Raw genomic sequence first — 13,038 nt, forward strand, 5'->3', positions numbered from 1 at the left:
GTCAGGCGCGCCGGCGGCGCAGGCCGAACCAGAGCAGGCCGCTGGCCAGGAGACCGGCGGCGAGCAGCAATGGGTAGAGCATGTCGTCGTCGAATAGCGGCTTTTCGATGCGCAGGTAGCCTTCGCCGTCGAACAGCCGCTTCGCCAGCGCGTTCGCCTGTTGCAGGCTGACCTTCGCCAGGCGGCGCTCCTCATTGGGGAAATGGCCGTCCTCGTAGTCGGCCAGCGAGCCCCAGTAATAGTCCGCCAGCGCCGCGTTGCCCTGGGTGCTCCAGGCCAGCCTGGCGCGCTCGGCGAATTGCACCCGCTTGAAACGCCCCGGGTCCAGGCCATGCTGGCGGATGCCGTCGAGCAACTCGCGCAGGGCGGCCTCGGTGGCGGGTAGGTCGCTGCGCTCGACATCCGCGTCGAGGCTGAAGAAGCCCTGGTTGGCGAACACCTGGCGATCGGTCGATGGCCCGTAGGTGAGTCCGCGACGCACACGCAGGTCGGCGTACAGCGCGTCGTTCATATAGGCCTGGAGCAGGACCATGGCGTCCGGGTCGGCGTCGTCCGGCTCCGGATAGATCCAGTGCAGCATCGCACCCTCGCCGAATGGCCGGGTGATCAGGGTGCGCCTGGCCTCGGCATGCCCGTTGGCCGCCGGCAGCTCGCGGCGCTCGGGGAGCTCGTGGTCTTCCAGGGTGCCGAAGGTCCGGGTCAGATAGGCCGGCAGGCGCGGATCGAGGTCACCGACCAGGATCAGGGTCATGTTGCCCGGTACGTACCAGTCGCTGCGCAGCCGCTCCAGCTGCTCCGCGCCAAGCGGCGCCAGCGGCGCGCGCTGGGAGCAGGCCAGGCCCAGTTCCACCGCCAGTTGGTCCATGGCGCCACGGCCCAGGTTCTCGCGGTCGAGCCAGCGCTGCAGGTGCGAGTAATGGCCGCCGCCTTCGCGCTCGATCACTCGCTTGGCGGCGGCGATGCGCGGCTCGTCCAGTTCGGTGCGGGTGATGGTGTCCAGCAGCAGGTCTAGGACCTGCCGCTGGGTGGCGGCAGGTGCCTCGATGACGAAGGTGGTGTCGCCTTCGCTGGTGTAGGCGTTCCATTGTCCGCCGAGGGCCTGCATGCGGGCTTCCAGGTCGGCCTCGTCGCCGCCGTCCAGGCCGCTGAAGAACAGGTGCTCGAGCAGGTGCGGCAGCTGCTTTTCACGGCACGAGAAGTCGGCGAAACCGACCCCCACCACCAGCCGGATCGAGACGTGCCGGTGCTGCTCGGTGGGCTTGAGCAGCACGCCCATGCCGTTTTCCAGCTGGAAGGCTTCGACCTCGCTGCGCTGGTCGGCGTACGACCAGGGGCAGAGCAGGCAGAACAGCAGCAGGGTGGACAACGAACGCATGGGCCGAGCCTGGAACTGAAAATACCGAGAATAGCGGATGCTTCATGACGAACCTACCCGCAGAACGGCTAATGTCGCGAACGGCGTGTTTCCGCACGCTCCTCGACGAGCGCTGGCTCGGCCAGCGGCGCCGAGGTCATGTCGTCGACCTCGTCGGCCCAGTCGTCCTCGTCCTGGCGAACGCCCTCGTCGGCCGCGCTGCTCGGCGCGTCTGGATTGTCCAGCACGGCGTAGGCGATGGCGCAGAACAGCGAGTTGAGACGCTTCATGTCGCTGATCAGGTCCAGGTGCAGCGAGCTGGTCTCGATGCTCTGTACCACCTGCTGGTGCAGGCGGTCGACATGGGCATGGGCGTAGCGCCGTTCCTGCAGACGGAAGCGCTGCTTGGCCCGGCGCAGGCGCTTGGCGCTGTCGAGGTCGCCGTTGAGGAACACCGAGAGACCCAGGCGCAGGTTGGAGACCAACTGCTGGTACAAGGTGCCGATCTCTTCCAGGCCGGTGTCGGAGAACGAGCGGCTGCGCGAGGTCTTCTTGTCCTGCACGGCGGCGAGCATGTGCTCGATGATGTCGCCGGCCTGCTCCAGGTTGATCGCCAGCTCGATGATCTCCGCCCAGCGCCGGCTGTCGCGTTCGGACAGGTCCTCGCGCGGCATCCTTGCCAGATACAGCTTGATCGCGGTGTAGAGGGCGTCGACGTCGTCGTCGAGCTTGCGGATGTCCTTGCCGAGCAGCGGATCGCCGCCGCGGATGATCTGCATCAGATTGTTCAGCATCTGCTCGACGGTGTCGCCCATGCGCAGGGTCTCGCGCACCGCGTTGGCCAGCGCCAGGCTCGGCGTGTCGAGGGCGGCGGGGTCGAGATGGCGCGGCCGGGCGACGTCGTCGGGAAGGGCACGGTCGGGCATCACACGGGTGCAGAAGCTGGCCATGGCGTTGGTCAGCGGCAGGCAGGCGAGGCAGCGCGCGGCGTTGTAGAGCACGTGGAAGGCGATCACCAGTTCGGCTGTGCTGAACTGCCAATGATCCATCCAGTCCGCCAGCGGCCCCACCAGGGGCAGCACCAGCAGGCAGCCGGCGACCTTGAACAACAGGCTGCCGAGGGCCACCCGGCGACCGGCGGCGTTTTGCGCGGTGGCGCTGAGCATGGCCAGGATGCCGCTGCCGAGGTTGGCGCCGACCACCAGGCACAGCGCGACTTTCAGCGAGATCACCTTGGACGCGGCGAGGGTCGCGGTAAGCAGCACGGCGGCCAGGCTGGAATAGGAAATCATGGCGAACAACGCGCCGGTCAGCGCGTCGAGCATGATGTCGCCGGTCAGGCTGGAAAACAGTACCTTGACGCCCTTGGCTTGGGTCATCGGCTCGGCGGCGGCGACGATCAGCTGGAGCGCCAGGATGATCAGGCCGAGGCCGATGAATACCCGGCCGAGCTGGCCGAGGCGGGTCTGTTTGCGGCTGAGGAAGAAAATCACGCCGAAGAAGATCAGCAATGGCGAAAGCCACGACAGGTCGAGGGTCAGCACCCGCGCCATCAGCGCGGTGCCGACATCGGCGCCGAGCATGATCGCCAGGGCCGGCGCCAGTGCCATCAGGCCCTGGGCGACGAAGGAGGTGGCCAGCAGGGCGGTGGCGTTGCTGCTTTGCACCAGGGCGGTGACGCCGATGCCGGCGGCGAACGCCAGCGGGCGTTTTTCCACGCTGCGACTGAGGATGCGCCGCAGGTCGGCGCCGTAGACCCGGAGGATTCCGGTGCGGACGATATGCGTGCCCCACACCAGCAGGGCGACGGCAGAGAGCAGGTCGAGCAGTTTCAGCATGGCGTGGCCCCCCTGGCACTACGACGAATGGCCAACCTCGCGCCAGGTTCCGCGTGCGTTGCGCCGCGGAGCCCGGACAACGGCGCCAACGGCCACGATGGAAAGGCAGCGTTCAGGCGAGTTGTAACACGAACGTCATATTTGGACAGGCGCCCCCCGCGGGAGTTCGTCTCGGCAGCCCGAGCGGCAGGGCGCCTACCCTTCATTCAAGCGTGCGCGCCGGGAAACGGCGAGGATTTTTTCGCCTTCCGTTCGATGCATGCGTTTGCGCCACAGGCCATGGAATTAGCCGACAGGAAGGGTATCCTTTGCACCTTTTAAAAAGCCCCGGTCTAGAGGGATACAGAGGAGTGGTGCGGATGCGATTTTCGGGGATCAGTGGCTGCCTCTCGGCAGCGGTGTTGGCGCTCGGGGTAGGGGGAGCGCCGGTGGTTCAGGCCGATGCGCTGGGCGATAGCCTGGAGCAGGCGCACATCCGCAAGGCGACCTTCGCCGCGCCGGCCTGGGAAGGCTATACCAACGCCGACGGCAGCGGTCTGTACTGGGACCTGCTGAAGCAGGTCTATGCGCCCTACGGGCTCGACGTGAAATTCATCAACATGCCCTGGAACCGCGCCAACAAGCTGATGACCGCGGGCTCCATGGTCGATGGCGTGCCGGGCGAGATCCCCGGCGTTGAGGGCAAGCTGTACGCCCAGTTGCCGATCGACATCGAGTACCACGGCGTGATGCATGCGGCGAAGACGCCCTTTTCCGGCCGCGCCAGCCTCACCGGCAAGCGCGTCGGCTGGCGCCACAGCTACAACCTGATCCCCGCGGAGCAGCGCGACTTCACCCTGGTCGAGTGCGTCCGCCCCGAGCGTTGCACCGAGCAGGTCCAGAACGGCGAGCTGGATTTCTTCCTCGACGAGCCGGACGAACTGGAAAAGCAGCGCAGCGAAGCGCATCTGCCGGCCGACGCCTACCCGATCGCGCAACTGCCGCCCGGCAAGGAGTCCTTCATGACCTTCGCCGACAGCGCCAGCGGCCGGCTCCTGCGCGAGGTCTACGACGCGCGGGTACGGCAGATGGCGGCGTCCGGCGAGCTGCGGGCGCTCTACCAGCGCTGGAACAGCGAGGTGCCCGGCGCCGTGCAGGCTCTTTCGGCGCAGTGATGCGCCGCTCATTTCCATCGCGAAGCCTTTCCGGGGCTTGCGCGGTGGGAATGAAACGCCTAGGATTCGCCCTTCATTTCCCCCACTTACGCACCGCAAAGGAGGTTACATCGATGATTCAGTTCTCTACCCTTTGCAGGCTGCGCCTGGCCTAACGGCCACCGAAACCTACCGCTCGCCCCCCTGCACCGCTGAACGATTCCCGCCCTTGCGTCCGCGCAAGCTTCCGGCGAGAGGTCATCGGCTGCCGCGGTCACCGCTCCCCAGGTTTTCACTTCTCCGTTAGACGCCCTTCGCCCTTCCGCGAGTGCCCGCTCGGCTTCGGTCTGCCCCCCGGATCTACCGTTTCAATCACATGGATTGGATTATGGGCAACTACATCAAGCCTTTGTCCGCGGGCGTCGCACTGATCGCCTCGGACAGCACCTGGATCGAAGGCAAGGCGATCCAGCAACTGCAAACCACCGCCGAGCTGGACGGCATGTGCCGCGTCGTCGGTCTCCCGGACCTGCATCCCGGCCGCGGCTATCCGGTCGGCGCGGCGTTCTTCTCCGTCGGTCGCTTCTATCCGGCGCTGGTCGGCAACGACATCGGCTGTGGCATGGCCCTGTGGGAAACCGGCCTGGCCCCCGGCAAGCTGTCGGCGGACAAACTGGAAAAGCGCCTGGGCAATCTCGACCTGCCGCTGGACGAGACCTGGAGCGACTGCATCGAAGCCCTGGATCTACCGGCCCGCGAGCACTGGCGCGCGCTCGGCACGATCGGTGGCGGCAACCACTTCGCCGAGCTACAGCAGGTCGAGACCGTGTTCGACCAGGCCGCCCTGCACGCCCTCGACCTCGATGCCGGCCGCCTGCAACTGCTGGTGCACAGTGGCTCGCGCGGTCTCGGCCAGGCGATCCTGCAAGAGCAGGTCAGCCTGCATGGCCACGCCGGCCTGCTCGACGGCAGCCTGGAAGCTTCCGCCTACCTGGCGCGCCACGCCGATGCGCTGCGCTTCGCCGAGGGTAACCGCCAGCTCATCGCCCGGCGCATTCTCGAACGCTTGCGCTGCGACGGCCTGGAACTGCTCGACATCAACCACAACCTGGTGGCGCCGGCACAGGTCGATGGCGTCGACGGCTGGCTGCACCGCAAGGGCGCCACCCCGGCCGACCAGGGCGTGCTGGTGATCCCCGGCTCGCGCGGCGACTACAGCTACCTGGTGGAGCCTGTGCCGAGCGCGCAGAGCCTGTTCTCCCTGGCCCACGGCGCCGGTCGCAAATGGCAGCGCGGCGAGTGTCGGGAGCGTCTGGCGGCGCGCTTCAGCGTCGACCAGTTGGGCCGTACGCGCCTTGGCAGCAGGGTGATCTGTGGCGACCGCCAACTGATCTACGAGGAAGCGCCGGAAGCCTACAAGGGTATCGACTCGGTGGTCGGCGCGCTGCTCGAAGCCGGCCTGCTGCGCCTGGTCGCCCGCCTGAAGCCGGTGCTGACCTACAAGACCCGTGGGGAGTGCTGCCGATGATCCTGCTGCAACTCTCCGCGGCCCAGGGGCCGGCGGAATGCTGCCTGGCGGTGGCGAAGGCGTTCGAGCGGCTGTGCCTCGAGGCGGCGCAAGCCGGCGTCGAGGTCGAGGTAATCGAGGAGGTGGCCGGCGAGCGTCCGCGCACCTGGCGTTCGCTGCTCCTGGGGCTGCGCGGCACTGCCGCCGAAGCGCTCGCCGAGCGCTGGTGCGGCGGTATCCAGTGGATCTGCCCCAGCCCCTACCGGGCAAGGCATGCGCGCAAGAACTGGTTCATCGGCGCGGAGCGCTTCGCCGCGCCGCCGGCCAGTCTGGAGGGCGAGATCCGTTTCGAGACCCTGCGCTCTTCCGGCCCCGGCGGCCAGCATGTCAACACCACCGACTCGGCGGTGCGCGCCACCCACCTGGCCAGCGGCATCAGCGTCAGGGTGCAGAGCCAGCGTAGCCAGCACGCCAACAAACGCCTGGCGATCCTGCTGATCGCCCGGCGCCTCGCGGACCAGGCGAGCAGCGCGGCCGACGCGCTGCGCGCGGAGCGCCGCCGGGCCCACGGTCGGATCAGTCGCGGCGCGGCTCGCCGGGTATTCCGCGGCGAGCGTTTCGAGCCGGCCTGAGCGGCTCAGTCGCCGAGCACTTCCTTGCGCAGCTTCACTGGCTCTTCGCCCCGCTTGCGCGCGGCAGCGCCGCGCATGCGGATGTTCAGCGCCTCCACGGCCAGGGAGAAGGCCATGGCGAAGTAGACGTAGCCCTTCGGCACATGGACTTCGAAGGCTTCGGCGATCAGCACCGTGCCGACCACGATGAGGAACGACAGGGCGAGCATCTTCAGCGACGGGTGCTTGTCGATGAAGTCGCTGATGGCGCCGGCGCAGAGCATCATCACCAGTACCGCGACGATGATCGCCGCGACCATCACCGGCACGTGGGAAACCATGCCGACGGCGGTGATCACCGAGTCCAGGGAAAAGACGATGTCGATGATCGCGATCTGGATGATGGTGCCGATGAAGCCGCCCGCCGACCCCTTCGGTTCATCGCCGCTTTCTTCCTCGCCTTCCAGGCCCTGGTAGATCTCCGAGCTGCTTTTCCAGAGCAGGAACAGGCCGCCGAAGAACAGGATCAGGTCGCGTCCGGAGATGCCCTGGCCGAACAGGTGGAAGAGGTCGGCGGTCAGGCGCATGACCCAGGTGATCGACAGCAACAGCAGGATCCGCGTCACCATCGCCAGGGCCAGGCCGAAGAAGCGGGTGCGTGGCTGCAGGTGCTTCGGCATGCGCCCGACCAGGATCGAGATCATGATGATGTTGTCGATGCCGAGGACGATCTCCAGGGCGGTCAGGGTGAAGAACGCAATCCAGATTTCCGGGCTGGTCAGCCATTCCATGAAGCGGTCACTCGTCTCGGTCAGTTACTGAACAGGGGGAACAGGCCCAGCAGCAGGGCCATGGCGAGGATTGCCAGGCACACCAGCACGGCCCATTTCAGGGTGAAGCGCTGGTGGTCGCCGAAGTCGATCTTGGCCAGCCCCACCAGCAGGTAGGTGGAGGGCACCAGCGGGCTGAGCAGGTGCACCGGCTGGCCGACGATCGAGGCGCGGGCCATTTCCACCGGGGTGATGCCGTATTCGGCGGCGGCCTGGGTGAGGATCGGCAGGACGCCGTAGTAGAAGGCGTCGTTGGACATGAAGAAGGTGAACGGCATGCTCACCAGCGCGGTGATGGTCGCCAGGTATGGGCCCAGCGCCGGCGGGATCACCGCCAGCAGGCTCTTGGACATGGCGTCGACCATCCCGGTGCCGGATAGGATGCCGGTGAACACCCCGGCGGCGAAGATCAGCGAGACCACTGCGAGAATGTTCTCGGCGTGTGCGCCGATGCGCTTCTTCTGCTCCTGGATGCACGGGTAGTTGACGATCATGGCGATGCCGAAGGCGATCATGAACAGCACCGGCATCGGCAGCAGGCCGGCGATCAGGGTCGCCATCAGGACCACGGTGAGAATAGCGTTGAACCACAGCAGCTTGGGCCGGCGCGCCTCCGGATACTGCGACACGCTGATCTCCGCCAGGTCCTCATGGTCGGTGGGCAGGTGCAGCTCGCCGAGGCGGGCGCGCTCGCGCTTGCCGTAGATCCAGGCGATGGCGAAGATCGCCAGCAGCCCGGCGATCATCGCCGGGATCATCGGCACGAAGATATCCGCCGGGTCGACGTGCAGGGCACTCGCCGCGCGGGCGGTGGGGCCACCCCAGGGGGTCATGTTGAGCACGCCGCTGGAGAGCATGATCAGGCAGGCCATCACCAGCGGGCTCATGCCCAGGCGGCTGTACAACGGCAGTACGGCGGCCACGCAGATCATGTAGGTGGTCGAGCCGTCGCCGTCGAGGGAGACGATCATCGCCAGCGCCGCGGTGCCCAGCGAGACCTTCAGCGGGTCGCCCTTGACCAGCCGGAGGATCTTGCGCACCGCCGGGTCGAACAGCCCGGAGTCGATCATGATGGCGAAGTAGAGGATCGCGAACATCAGCATCACGCCGGTCGGCGCCAGGGTGCGGATGCCGTCGAGCATCATCGGGCCGAGGCCGGCGGCGAAACCGCCGATCAGGGCGAAGGCGATCGGGACCAGGATCAGCGCGATCAGCGCGGACAGGCGCTTGGTCATGATCAGGAACATGAAGGTCGCCACCATGGCGAAGGCGAGCAGGGTCAGCATGGGTTCACTCCGGGGAAGACGGCGGACGGGCGTGCGGCGTGCGGTCAGCAGGCGGCGGGCGGGTGGCGTCGCGCGGACGGAGTGCGGCTGTAGGCGTGTGCGGAACGGGGCATGGCAATCACCATTGTTGTTTTTGTACGGGTAAGCGGGCGTCTCGTGGGCGCGCCGTCGTGTCCGGTCTTCTGCCGGTGGTGGGCGGATGCTACGGCGGGAAGCTTTCAGGCAGCTTTCGCTGGATAACGGCGGGAAACGTGCGGGTAATTTCGGATATATGGTCGATCAGGGCTGCCGCGCGAGGAGCGCCGCGGCCAGTTGCAGGTCGCTGTACCCGGCGTATTCCGGGGCCTGGCGCAGGACCTGCAAGGCTGCCTGGAGGTACGCGCCACGGATCGCACCGTCGCTGGCGACGAAGCTGGCGGCGTCGTCCCGCGCCTGGACGAGCTTGTCGCCCTCGTCAGCGCTGGACTCCTGTGCGCTGACGGTGCTGCCGATGAACGGGCCGACGGTGGTGACGGCCGCCCAGAAGAAGGTGGCGGCGCCGGGTTCGTCGTCGAATTCGGGAAACACCTTGATGAAACCGAAGGCCGGTTGGCAGAGCAGGCAGAGCGCCGTGAGGGCGGCGGCGACGCGTCCTGTCGTCATGGGCTTCCTTGCAGCACGAGGAGTACGCCGACCAGAGTGGCGCCGGAAAGCAGCGTTTGCAAGGTAATGATGCCCGCCATCAGGTGGCCGTCGCCGCCCAGTTGGCGGGTCAGCACATAGGCGGTGGGCGCCGTCGGCAGGGCGAAGAACAGTACCAGCACGGCGCTTTCCATGCTCGGCAGGCCCAGCCCGCGAGCGATGGCGAAGGCCAGCAGGGGCATCGCCAGCAGCCGCGCCGCGCAGTTCCAGCCAAGGGCCGCGACTTCGCCGCCGAGTTCCTGGGGTTTCAGCGCCGCGCCGACGCACAGCAGGCCCAGCGGCAGGCTGGCCACCGCCAGCAGGTTGAGCAGGCGATCGCTGCCGCCGGGCAGGCCGACGCCGGCCAGGTTGACCAGTGCGCCGGCGAGGCAGGCGAGGATCAGCGGGTTCTTCAGGATCGGCAGCAGCAGCGCGCGCAGGCTGATGCCGCGCTCGGCGGTCAGCGCCCAGACCGACATCACGTTCACCGTCGGCACCATCAGCGCCAGCATCAGCGCGGCCAGGGTCAGGCCCGGCTTGCCGTACAGGCTGCCGACCGCGGCCAGGCCGAGATAGGTGTTGAAGCGCAATACGCCCTGGGCGATGGCGCCGAAGCGCCCGGCGTCCCAGCCGCGCCAGCGCTTGCAGAGCAGCAGGGCGAGCCAGGCGACGCCGAGCCCGAGCAGTACGGCCAGGGCCTGGCGGGCCAGGCCGGGGTCGTCCAGCGGCGCGGTCGCCAGGTTGCTGAACAGCAGCGCGGGAAACAGGATGAAGTAGTTCAGGCGTTCTGCGGCAGGCCAGAAGGCTTCGCCGGGAAAGTCCCAGCGGCGCAGGGCGTAACCGCCGACGATGAGGGCGAACAGCGGCCAGAGGGAGTAGAGCAGAGCGGTCACGGGCACCCCCGGATAGTGGAATCCGCTCATCTTGCGAGGTGGCTGCGGCACAGGGCAAGTCCGGCTTATGCTGGCACTCCCGCGAGGAGGATTCGCCATGCCCGAGACCCATACCGGCGGTTGCCATTGCGGCTATCTGCGCTACGCCGTCGCCGCGCCGCTGGACGATGTCGCTCACTGCCACTGCTCGATCTGCCGGCGCACCACAGGCGGCATCGTCACCACCTGGGCCACGGTGCCGCGCGCGGCGTTCCGCTGGCTGGCGGGCGAACCGGCGGAATATGCCTCGTCGGCCAGCTGCACGCGCTACTTCTGCCCGCGTTGCGGGGCCAACCTGGCGTTGTTCACCCGGCTCAGCGCCGATACCCTGGACTTCACCGTGGCCAGCCTCGACCATCCCGAGCGCGCCCCCGCCAACCGGCACATCTGGGTCGGCAGCCGCCTGCCATGGCTACACCTCGACCCGCAGTTGCCCGAAGAGGACGAGGAGTTCATCGCCGGAGCGGACGACCCGTGAGCGAAGACCGGAGGTGGCACCTGTAGGGCGAATAACGCAGAGCGTTATCCGCCGTCTGCGAGGCGCTGAAAGAGCGCTCGGGACCATGCGTCCTGCAGGCGCCTCCCTCAGGGCAGCATCAGCCCGCCGGCCGCCTTGTGCAGCTCGCGCAGGTGCGCGCCGACCTCCTTGATGTTGGCCTCGTTGGCTTCCAGCTCGGCGCGGCGCTCGGGATCGAGCAGGGCGCGGACCTCGCGGTCGAGGTCGTCGCTGAGCCGGCGCAGGCGCGCCTGGCGTTCGCGGGTCTGCTCTTCCAGGTGCTTCCACTCGGCGGCCTGCGGCAGGCCGTAGCCGCCCTCCAGGAGTTCCGCCGGACGACTGAGGAAGCCGCTGTCGTCGAGGATCTGCTGGAAGGTCTTGCCGGCCACTTCCAGGCGCTGGTCGCCGGCCGGCTTGTCCAGGTGGCCGAGGTACAGGCGCTTCAACTCGTCCTGGGCGAGCAGCAGCTGGCGCCGCAGCGAGGCCTGCTCGAGCAGCAGCAGCGCCGCGCTGGCGCGCAGGTCGGCCTTGGCGAACCAGGGCTGGCGCTCCCTGGCCGGCAGCGCCAGCCAGTCCTCGACCTTGTCCTGGGGGATGTGCAGGCGCTGCTTGAGCACGTCGAACATCGCCTGGTAGCGGTCGCGGAAGGAGTCGAAGCGGTAGCCCAGGCGCAGGGCTTCCTTGGGGTCGTCGAGCACACTGGGATCGGCCAGCTTGCGGTTCTCCAGCATCTCGAGCACGCCGTAGGGGGTGATGCTGTCCAGGCTTTGCAGCGGTCGCCGGGGGATGCCGCTGCGCAGCAGCTTGAGGGTTTCCACCGCGCAATTGTTGGAGATGAAGTAGTACTGGCCGTCGTAGCTCCAGTGACTCTGCGCGGCGCGCTCGACCAGGCTGGCGACCTCCTCGCGGTCCAGCTTCAGCGGCACCGAGGCGAGGCTGCGCAGCTCGACCTTGGTGTATTCCTCGATCACCTGCGACAGCGGCAGGACGAACAGGCGCGACGGATAGGCGCCGGTCAGGCCGTCCCAGCTGGACAATTGCAGGTCGCCGACGAAGGCGCGGTAGGACAGCACCAGATGCTGGTCGAGGTCCAGCCGGCAGTCCGGACCACGCGGCCGGCCGGGGGCGCAGATCACCAGGCGGAGCATGGTGTGGCCCCAGCGGCTGACCAGGTTGTCGTTGGCCTCGGCCAGCAGGTAGTCGACCTCGTAGACCCGCTCGGGGTCGAGCTGGCCCAGCGGCTGCTGGCCGAAGTCGCGGCCGGCGTTGAGGTAGGCGAAGCTCTGCGCACAGGCACTGTGTTCCGGCGCCCAGCCGAAGCGTTGCTGGTAGTAGCGGTAGAGCGCCGGGCGGCGGCAGGCGTAGCTGGGATCGAGGAGGAAGTACTCCATGTTCACCGCGACGAACTCGCGCGGATTGCTCAGCTCGTAGACGTCCGGGCTGCGCAGTACGAAGCCATTGTGCGCCTCGCGCCGCCCGCGCTGGCCGGCGCGTTGCGGCCAGCCGGCGAGATCGAGCAGGCGCGGGTCGTCGGAGAGCGTGAAGCGGCGACCGCTCTGCCCGCGGCAATCGGTGGGCTGGGCGATCCGGCCGAGGGTTTCTTCCTGGCGCGTGCAGCGGCGGATCTCGCGTTTTTCCTCCGCCGACCACAGGCGCGCGCGATCGTAGACGTGGGTCAGCTCGTGCAGCAGGGTCGCCAGCAGCTCGCGCCGCTCGGTGCCGTGCACGCGCCCGGTCTGGCGGCTGGCGGCGCTGCCGTCGGTGAGATCGGCCAGGTACTTGCGGTTCAGCGCGATGCGCTGCGGGCCACGGGCCTGGCCCATGCCGTTGGCGGGCAGGTCGTCGCGCCACTCGACCTCGATCTCGCGGTCCAGGCGTTCGCGGAAGGCCGGCGGCAACTTGTCCGCGGCTTCGTCCAAGAGTTGCTGGCTGGCCTCGCGCTGCGCAGGGTCCAGCCCAGGCGCGTCGAGTTTCAGGCGCAGGGCCGCCGTCGCGTTGCCGGCTCCGCAGAGGGCCAGCGCCAGCAGCCAGGCGCAGGCCTTCCTCACAGGGCGAGAATGGCTTCGGCAAGTACCTGGTCGGAGGCTTCCCGGGCTTCCGGCAGACGGCTGCGCAGGGTCCGCATCGCGGCTTCCAGCTGGGCGCCGCGAATGGCGCCGTCGCTGGCGACGAAACTGGCGGCGTCGTCGCGCGCCTCGGTGACCACTTTCATGTCGCGCACGGAAGTGGTGGTGTCGGAAGTGAAGTCGATGCTGCGGTCGAGGGCGCGGACGATGATATTGCTGGTCGCGACCACCGAGCGTGCTTCCGCGGCCGTGGCGCAGAGCGCCAGCAGCAGGGCGGCGAACAGGGGGCTATGACGCATGGAGCTACGGCGCATGGAGGTTCTCC

12 protein-coding genes are annotated in these 13,038 nt (G+C 68.0%); 4 read left to right on the forward strand and 8 right to left on the reverse strand.

All coding sequences use genetic code 11. The features are described from left to right. Position 1 precedes the first annotated feature (1 nt). Both HMPREF1224_RS27890 and HMPREF1224_RS27895 read right to left on the reverse strand, forming a co-directional pair. Complete coding sequence (locus HMPREF1224_RS27890; RefSeq protein WP_003096933.1) at positions 2–1,375, reverse strand: M16 family metallopeptidase; 1,374 nt, start codon at positions 1,373–1,375, stop codon at positions 2–4. Between the two features lie 68 nt (positions 1,376–1,443). After that, a complete protein-coding gene (locus HMPREF1224_RS27895; RefSeq protein ID WP_003136417.1) occupies positions 1,444–3,192 on the reverse strand; it encodes a Na/Pi cotransporter family protein in 1,749 nt (582 codons plus the stop codon). A gap of 353 nt (positions 3,193–3,545) precedes the next feature. On the opposite strand from HMPREF1224_RS27895, the gene HMPREF1224_RS27900 reads away from it, so the two are divergent. The 3 genes from HMPREF1224_RS27900 (at position 3,546) to prfH (ending at position 6,464) form a co-directional block, all read left to right on the forward strand. Continuing rightward, positions 3,546–4,346, forward strand: a complete 801-nt coding sequence (locus HMPREF1224_RS27900; RefSeq protein WP_003121370.1) for a substrate-binding periplasmic protein — start codon at positions 3,546–3,548, stop codon at positions 4,344–4,346. A gap of 367 nt (positions 4,347–4,713) precedes the next feature. Next, entirely contained in the window at positions 4,714–5,853 is a 1,140-nt protein-coding gene (locus HMPREF1224_RS27905) for an RNA ligase RtcB family protein (RefSeq protein WP_010793623.1), read from the forward strand. Beyond that, positions 5,850–6,464, forward strand: a complete 615-nt coding sequence (gene prfH / locus HMPREF1224_RS27910; RefSeq protein ID WP_003114116.1) for a peptide chain release factor H — start codon at positions 5,850–5,852, stop codon at positions 6,462–6,464. Before HMPREF1224_RS27905 ends, prfH begins: the two co-directional genes overlap by 4 nt. A gap of 5 nt (positions 6,465–6,469) precedes the next feature. Here the strand turns inward: prfH and HMPREF1224_RS27915 are convergent, their stop codons facing one another. The 4 genes from HMPREF1224_RS27915 to HMPREF1224_RS27930 all read right to left on the reverse strand — a co-directional run bounded on the left by HMPREF1224_RS27915 (position 6,470) and on the right by HMPREF1224_RS27930 (position 10,142). Beyond that, a complete protein-coding gene (locus HMPREF1224_RS27915; RefSeq protein WP_003096920.1) occupies positions 6,470–7,234 on the reverse strand; it encodes a TerC family protein in 765 nt (254 codons plus the stop codon). A gap of 20 nt (positions 7,235–7,254) precedes the next feature. Then, complete coding sequence (locus HMPREF1224_RS27920) at positions 7,255–8,559, reverse strand: CitMHS family transporter (RefSeq protein WP_003096918.1); 1,305 nt, start codon at positions 8,557–8,559, stop codon at positions 7,255–7,257. Between the two features lie 279 nt (positions 8,560–8,838). Beyond that, entirely contained in the window at positions 8,839–9,201 is a 363-nt protein-coding gene (locus tag HMPREF1224_RS27925; protein WP_003102543.1) for a DUF2388 domain-containing protein, read from the reverse strand. After that, a complete protein-coding gene (locus HMPREF1224_RS27930; protein ID WP_003096914.1) occupies positions 9,198–10,142 on the reverse strand; it encodes an AEC family transporter in 945 nt (314 codons plus the stop codon). The genes HMPREF1224_RS27925 and HMPREF1224_RS27930 overlap by 4 nt, the downstream gene beginning before the upstream one ends. A gap of 67 nt (positions 10,143–10,209) precedes the next feature. On the opposite strand from HMPREF1224_RS27930, the gene HMPREF1224_RS27935 reads away from it, so the two are divergent. Continuing rightward, complete coding sequence (locus tag HMPREF1224_RS27935; protein ID WP_003102545.1) at positions 10,210–10,629, forward strand: GFA family protein; 420 nt, start codon at positions 10,210–10,212, stop codon at positions 10,627–10,629. 107 nt (positions 10,630–10,736) lie between these two features. Here HMPREF1224_RS27935 and HMPREF1224_RS27940 read toward each other — a convergent pair whose 3' ends face one another. Next, a complete protein-coding gene (locus HMPREF1224_RS27940) occupies positions 10,737–12,695 on the reverse strand; it encodes a DUF7844 domain-containing protein (protein WP_003110363.1) in 1,959 nt (652 codons plus the stop codon). After that, positions 12,692–13,012 (reverse strand): DUF2388 domain-containing protein, encoded by a 321-nt coding sequence (locus HMPREF1224_RS27945; RefSeq protein ID WP_003114112.1) that lies wholly within the window; start codon positions 13,010–13,012, stop codon positions 12,692–12,694. Before HMPREF1224_RS27945 ends, HMPREF1224_RS27940 begins: the two co-directional genes overlap by 4 nt. Positions 13,013–13,038: the final 26 nt, after the last annotated feature.

The organism is Pseudomonas sp. P179, from assembly GCF_000478485.2.
Lineage (GTDB): Bacteria > Pseudomonadota > Gammaproteobacteria > Pseudomonadales > Pseudomonadaceae > Pseudomonas > Pseudomonas aeruginosa.

Bases quoted from the DNA above. Each gene is read 5' to 3' on its own strand.
- HMPREF1224_RS27935 (WP_003102545.1), top strand. From the start codon at position 10,210: ATGCCCGAGACCCATACCGGCGGTTGCCATTGCGGCTATCTGCGCTAC.
- HMPREF1224_RS27945 (WP_003114112.1), bottom strand. From the start codon at position 13,012: ATGCGTCATAGCCCCCTGTTCGCCGCCCTGCTGCTGGCGCTCTGCGCC.
- HMPREF1224_RS27920 (WP_003096918.1), bottom strand. From the start codon at position 8,559: ATGCTGACCCTGCTCGCCTTCGCCATGGTGGCGACCTTCATGTTCCTG.
- HMPREF1224_RS27890 (WP_003096933.1), bottom strand. From the start codon at position 1,375: ATGCGTTCGTTGTCCACCCTGCTGCTGTTCTGCCTGCTCTGCCCCTGG.
- HMPREF1224_RS27915 (WP_003096920.1), bottom strand. From the start codon at position 7,234: ATGGAATGGCTGACCAGCCCGGAAATCTGGATTGCGTTCTTCACCCTG.
- HMPREF1224_RS27925 (WP_003102543.1), bottom strand. From the start codon at position 9,201: ATGACGACAGGACGCGTCGCCGCCGCCCTCACGGCGCTCTGCCTGCTC.
- prfH (WP_003114116.1), top strand. From the start codon at position 5,850: ATGATCCTGCTGCAACTCTCCGCGGCCCAGGGGCCGGCGGAATGCTGC.
- HMPREF1224_RS27930 (WP_003096914.1), bottom strand. From the start codon at position 10,142: ATGAGCGGATTCCACTATCCGGGGGTGCCCGTGACCGCTCTGCTCTAC.
- HMPREF1224_RS27895 (WP_003136417.1), bottom strand. From the start codon at position 3,192: ATGCTGAAACTGCTCGACCTGCTCTCTGCCGTCGCCCTGCTGGTGTGG.
- HMPREF1224_RS27905 (WP_010793623.1), top strand. From the start codon at position 4,714: ATGGGCAACTACATCAAGCCTTTGTCCGCGGGCGTCGCACTGATCGCC.